This is a genomic window from Acetobacter sp. (assembly GCF_047723915.1).
In the GTDB taxonomy this organism is placed as follows: Bacteria; Pseudomonadota; Alphaproteobacteria; order Acetobacterales; family Acetobacteraceae; genus Acetobacter.
This window is the reverse complement of record NZ_JBDOBQ010000025.1, coordinates 37,873-43,872: the sequence shown is the minus strand read 5'-3', so window position 1 is coordinate 43,872 and position 6,000 is coordinate 37,873. Positions and strand designations below refer to the sequence as shown.

Annotated in this window: 5 protein-coding genes, 1 tRNA gene and 1 pseudogene; 2 read left to right on the top strand and 5 right to left on the bottom strand. The window is 61.3% G+C overall.

Annotation, left to right across the window (positions count from 1 at the left end):
- The 3 genes and pseudogenes from ABF990_RS12110 to efp all read right to left on the bottom strand — a co-directional run.
- Positions 1–1,610 (bottom strand): annotated as a pseudogene (locus tag ABF990_RS12110) (ATP-dependent DNA helicase); the annotation flags it as partial.
- Between the two features lie 201 nt (positions 1,611–1,811).
- Positions 1,812–2,642 (bottom strand): inositol monophosphatase family protein, encoded by an 831-nt coding sequence (locus ABF990_RS12105; RefSeq protein WP_415492277.1) that lies wholly within the window; start codon positions 2,640–2,642, stop codon positions 1,812–1,814.
- 45 nt (positions 2,643–2,687) lie between these two features.
- On the bottom strand, positions 2,688–3,254 hold the full coding sequence (gene efp / locus ABF990_RS12100) for an elongation factor P (protein WP_415492276.1): 567 nt from the start codon (positions 3,252–3,254) through the stop codon (positions 2,688–2,690).
- 151 nt (positions 3,255–3,405) lie between these two features.
- On the opposite strand from efp, the gene ABF990_RS12095 reads away from it, so the two are divergent.
- Positions 3,406–3,495 (top strand) — tRNA-Ser (locus tag ABF990_RS12095).
- A gap of 163 nt (positions 3,496–3,658) precedes the next feature.
- Positions 3,659–4,891, top strand: a complete 1,233-nt coding sequence (locus ABF990_RS12090; protein WP_415500066.1) for a tyrosine-type recombinase/integrase — start codon at positions 3,659–3,661, stop codon at positions 4,889–4,891.
- A 224-nt stretch (positions 4,892–5,115) separates the two neighbouring features.
- Here ABF990_RS12090 and ABF990_RS12085 read toward each other — a convergent pair whose 3' ends face one another.
- Positions 5,116–5,634 carry a hypothetical protein gene (locus ABF990_RS12085; protein WP_415500065.1) on the bottom strand — a complete coding sequence of 173 codons (519 nt, stop codon included), beginning with the start codon at positions 5,632–5,634 and terminating at the stop codon, positions 5,116–5,118.
- On the bottom strand, positions 5,621–5,824 hold the full coding sequence (locus tag ABF990_RS12080; protein WP_415500064.1) for a hypothetical protein: 204 nt from the start codon (positions 5,822–5,824) through the stop codon (positions 5,621–5,623). Before ABF990_RS12080 ends, ABF990_RS12085 begins: the two co-directional genes overlap by 14 nt.
- Positions 5,825–6,000: the final 176 nt, after the last annotated feature.

Here is a 6,000-nt window from a genome sequence, read left to right as displayed (position 1 = left end):
CTGGGGGGCGTGTCCCCTTCGCTCATGCGTGTCGACCAGCCGGGGGCGGGCAGGGCGTGGGCCGCCATCAGGGCGGCATCCAGCGGGGTTTCCAGCTTCGGATGGCCCACGACCAGATCGTCCAGCCGCCGTTTAAGCCCGCGCGCGCGTGACCGGCGGCCTTCCGCGCCCAGCAGCCAGTGGCGGAGTTCGGCTGTTTCCAGCCCCGACAGTTCGGCGCTGAACGCTCCATCGGCCGCGTCGGCCAGATGGTGCCCTTCATCGAACACATAGCGCGACGGGGCGGTAGTTTCCGCGCTGTCATCGGCGTCATCGCTCATGCCGGCCTGTGCGTAGGCGGCCTGGGCCATGACCAGCGCATGGTTGGCAATGACCAGATCGGCGTCACGGGCGCGGCGAATGGAATGTTCCACAAAGCAGCGCTGATAATGCGGGCAGGCACCATGAATGCACTCGCCCCGCCGGTCGGCCACGCCAGTCAGATTGCCCTGACCGAACAGATCGCCAAACCAGCCGGGCAGGTCGCCGCCCATCAGGTCTCCATCCGCCGTGGCAAGCGCCCAGCGCGCCAGCATGACCAGCGCAATGGTAATGCCCGCGGGGCGCGAGGCAGCGCTGTTGACCGCTTCTTCCATGTTCAGCAGGCACAGATAGTTCTCGCGTCCCTTGCGCAGCACGATTTTCTGGCGGTGTGTCGCGCTGTCCGGGTAAAGGCGGCGGGTTTCCTGCTCGATCTGGCGTTGCAGGTGCCGCGTATAGGTGCTGATCCAGGCTGTGCCGCCATTGCGTTCCGCCCACAGGCTGGCTGGCGCGATATAGCCCAGTGTCTTGCCTGTGCCCGTACCCGCTTCGGCCAGCACCACGGCAGGGTCGCCCTGGGTGGCGCGCGGGACGAAGGCCGCGGCCGAGACACTGGCAAAATCGGCCTGTCCGGCCCGGCTTTCGGCCTGGGGGCCAAGCAGTTCGGCCAGCCGTGCGCGTACTTCGGCCACACTCATCGGGTGCGAGGCAGGTGGCGGACGCTGGGCGGCGTCCTCCCACTTTGGCAGCACACGCCATACGCGCAGGGCATCGGCGGGTTGCAGCACGTCTTCAGGCAGGGTGCCGCGCGGTGTCAGGCGGTCGGGCAAGCCTAACGTGTCGGCGGCCGTACCGCTCCACAGCCAGCCAGCCTGGCCCAGCCGCAGGCAGAAAGCGGCAAGATGGGCAGCCTCGGCCTCGTTCCTGTTGCGTTGTGCCAGATCGCTCAGCAGGCAGGCCAGCAGGCGTGGCAGCAGGTCGGCCTCCGCCCCGCCAATACTGTCCTGGTCGAGCCCCAGCGCAAGGGCAAGCCCTCTGGGCGTGGGGGCGACCGTCCGCGCGGGGTGGGTAAAGGCAAACAGTTCCAGAAGGTCCAGCCAGGGGCTGGGCTGGCCCGGCGGGGGTAGCCCCAGCCTGCGCGCCACGGAGGGCGCATGCACGACCAGAAGGGGCGGCATGGATTCCAGGCGTGCGCGGACCTGGGCTGCCGACAGGCAGAGCAGTTCACCGTCTTCGGTCAACAGGGAGAACGCCCCCCGATGGATGACCAGAGCAGGTGCGTCATGAGCGGAGGGAAAGGAGGGCGACATGCCCCTCCTAGATGGGCCATTCCGGCGGGTAATGCCAGAGCCAGTACGCACAAAAGCCCGCCACCGTTACGGGGCGGGCTTTTGTGCTGTCAATGCGGGCTGCGCGCGACAGCCCGGCGGGAATGGCAGGTGCGCAGCTTGAAGGTCGCATTGACCCGCAAGGGGGGTGCGCAAGCCCGGTCTGCCGTACCGCGCAAGCGCTCAGGCGGGGTCTTTCAGGCTGTCGGCCACGGTTTCGAGCAGTCTGCCGTGCAGGTTGGTGTTGCCTGCTACAACCATGATGTCATCGGGCAGGTCATCCAGGTCCTGCCCGGCCGGGTCTGTCACCTGTCCACCGGCTTCGCGCACCAGCAATATGCCTGCGGCACAGTCCCATGGTTTGATGCCGAATTCCCAATACCCTTCGTAACGCCCCGCCGCGACCCAGGCCAGGTCCAGGGCGGCGGCGCCAAAACGCCTGATACCCGCCACACGCGGCATCAGGTTGCCCATGACGCGTGCGAAGGGCAGGCGCATGCGGGCAGGCACCTTGGCGAAGGGAATGCCGGTGGCAAACACGGATTCCTGCATGTCGCGCCGGGCCGATACGCGCAGCCTGCGTTCGTTCAGGAATGCGCCAACGCCCTTTTCGGCCCAGAACATTTCACCCGCAGCCGGGTTGTAGACCAGCCCTGCCGCCAGTTCGATCCGGCCGTCGGGCAGGCGGCGTTGCAGGCCGATGGAAATGGCCCAGTGCGGAATGCCGTGCAGGAAGTTGGTGGTGCCGTCCAGCGGGTCCACCACCCAGCGCCATGTCCAGTTGTCGCTGCCCGACGCACCGGATTCTTCCATAAGGAAAGCATAGCCGGGGCGCGCGCGCTCCAGCTCTTCACGCAGCGTCTGCTCCGCGCGCAGGTCAGCCTGGGAAACGAAGTCCCCCGGACCTTTGATACTGACCTGAAGCTGCTCGACTTCGTTGAAGTCGCGCAACAGACGCTTGGCCGCCTTCTGGGCTGCGGTTTGCATCACCATCATGACGGGGGAGAGACGCATGGCCACTGTGTTTTTTGTCCTGATCTGGGTGTAAAGGCGGAAAAATCAGTTCTTGGCGCGTTCCACGTAGGAACTGTCTTCCGTACGCACCACGATACGCTCACCCGCTTCGATAAAGGGCGGCACCATGGTCTTGACGCCATTGGAAAGCTTGGCGGGCTTGTAGGACGAACTTGCGGTCTGCCCCTTGACCACCGGATCGGCCTCGACCACCTCGAGCGTGACATGGGGGGGCAGGTCCACGCTGACCGGGTCGCCTTCGACCAGGTGCAGGTTGAGCGTCATGTTGTCCTGAATGAAGGGAGCCTGGTCACCCAGAATGGCCACGGGCAGGGTCAGCTGCTCGAAGGTCTCGGGGTCCATCAGCACCAGCATTTCACCGTCGGTGTAGGAATACAGATATTCCCGGTCTTCGGTCATCAGCCGTTCGACCGTATCGGCCGTGCGCCAGCGTTCGTTGGTCTTGTTGCCGGTTTTCAGGTCGCGCATTTCAACCTGAATGAAGGCGCCACCCTTGCCGGGGGTGATGATCTGCTGCTTCAGCACCGTCCACCGGCGACCGTCATGTTCAATGACCTGACCGGCGCGGATCAGGTTTGCCTGCTGTTTCATACTTCAGTTCCCGAGAGGAATGGCTATTTAGGATGGGGCTTGTACAGTCCCCACGCCCTAAGGGCAAGCGCTCAGGCGCGCTAAGGGCGTGCCATGCCCCGCTGGACAGCTACCACACATCCTGCTTATAAGGCCTTCACCTCCATGGTGAGGATGGGTGTCCGAGCGGTTTAAGGAACTGGTCTTGAAAACCAGCGTGCGGGGAACCGTACCGTGGGTTCGAATCCCACCCCATCCGCCAATTAAGATTCCCACAAATACCCGCGAAGTTCCGCAGGCCTTGCTTTCCCAAGGTTTTTGCGCTCTCTGTGTTCCCACGTGTTCCCGTTTTATTCCGTATAAGCCCGGCTGTTTGTGGGTAACGCGTGGGTAAGATTTCCCGGGTGTGTGGGTAACAGAGACGCATGCTGACAGATACCAGAATCAAAACGGCAAAACCGCAGGCCAAAGCCTACAGGCTCGCGGATAGCGAAGGCCTGTTCATTCATGTCATGCCGACTGGCAAGCGCTTCTGGCGCATGCGTTACAGGGCTGCCACCGGGAAAGAGCAGACCCTGACGTTTGGTCCGTATCCGGAGATTTCTCTGCGCGATGCACGTAGCATGCGTGATGATGCAAAGGACATGATCCGCCAGGGAGTCGACCCTGCGCAGGCAGGAAAGCTCTCTCCTATTCTATCGGCAGCACGGGAAGAGGACAGTTTCGAGGTTGTCGCCCGGGAATGGTATGCTCTGCGCCGGGATCTCTGGCGGCCGCGGCATGCTCATGACGTGATCCATAGCCTGGAACGGGATGTGTTCCCGCTGATCGGCACGTTGCCACCCGCCAAGATCAATGCCCGGGTGGTGCTGCATGTGTTGCACCAGATTGAGGAGCGCGGTGCTATTGAAACAGCGCACCGTGTCCGGCAACGGATGAGCGATGTGTTTGTACATGCCATCGCAACGGGGCGGGCAGATAACGACCCGGCTACGGTGGTTAAGGCAGCCCTGCGACCGGTCCAGCGTGGCCGTCAACCCGCTATTACCGATCTATCGCAGGCTCGGGAGATGATAGCAAAGGTCGAAGCCAGTCCGGCCCACCCGGTGACATTGCTGGCGTTTCGTCTGCTTTACCTGACGGCTGTAAGGCCGGGGGAAATACGCGGCGCACTATGGGATGAGTTCCATGACCTGGCGGGGCCGGAACCAGTGTGGGTTATCCCGGCGGAGCGTATGAAGATGGGGCGTGACCATATTGTGCCGCTAACGCCACAGGCCGTTGAAGTCGTCCAGGCATTACGCCCCTTTTCAGAACGCTGGCCGCATCTGTTCCCCAACGCGAGACGCCCCAAGGCCGCGATGTGCGAGAATGCCTTGGGCTATCTGCTCAATCGTGCGGGCTACCATGGGCGGCATGTGCCGCACGGATTCCGGTCTACATTTTCAAGTGTGATGAACGAGCGGAACCCGCAGGACCATGCGGTCATCGAGCTGATGCTCGCTCATGTGTCGAAAGACAAGGTGGCAGGGGCATACAACCGTGCGCTGCACATACAACGCCGCCGTGATATGGCCCAGCTTTGGGCGGCCCTGATTTTGGATGGCCAGTTATCAGTGCAGGAGTTGGTCAGCGGGAAGCGTAAACCTACGGTTTAAATTTCTGCGCATATCGAATATATGTTGACTGCTACGCGGCGTGGACGGACACGCGGGATTGGCGGAATGGAGAAACGCGGGCCTGAATTAAGGTCAGTTAAGTCGGTGATAACACCGGCAGCCTGTATGTGGGTTGGCACGTCCTATCATGGGTTCAAGTCCCATATCACGAGCACATATATAGCTGATATCAAGCTCAGCCGTAGCAATCTTAAACCTCAATATCAGTCGTGGAGCGCTTGGTCCGTTATTTGAACGACCTCTGCTGTAGCTGTGCCAGACCATTTCTTCGGTGGTGATTTTTCACGCTCAGCCAATTCCAGAGCCTTCCCAACCGTTCCGAACCTGTCGGCCGGGAAAATTCCTCTGTCGCAGTGCGGGCACGTCGGCACGGTTCCACGCTTGCGCCAAGCCGTTTCTATAGCCTGGCTGGCTTTTAAACGCAGTGTTTTTGTCTCGCGTTGCTTTTGCACTGCCTGCATACGGCGCAATTTTTCATATTCGCGCCTATATTGGGTCAGCATCATGCCCAGAGCCCAGTAAGCGGAAACCTGTTTCCCGCAGTCTGAACATGTGCAGGTATGTCCGTTGTCATCCATTACAAGCTGACGGTGTGGGCAATCGGTGCCGAACGAAACACCATCATACCCCGATTTTGTGCGCTCTATGCGATAATCGCCAATGTTGACGACATTATGCGGCATTTCTTTCATCTCATCCGAGATGGAGTCATCCTCTCTCATTTTTCCCCCGGCCGCGAATAGGTGTGTTGATGGGTAATTCTGGGATATCCACGTTCTGCCGCAACGGGTCCACGGCATCGGCTGCTGCGAGGATGATACGAGCATCCTGTAAGTACTCGCCGGGCGTTTCATCTCCCAACATATGACCAATCGCCCGCGCCGCTGCCTCTACGCGCTTATCGTGGGTCATGGTGCCATCCACTTTTCAAGGCGTGAGCGGCTTTCATCCTTTCCAGACTTCCAGCCCGTTGAATGACATGCAGAGCATTCAATATCTCCATCAAAGGCTTCTCCGCTGCATGACGGGCACGCCTGACATGGACTTGGCGGGTAACAGACATCCCGCTGCCAGCCTTCATGCGCTTC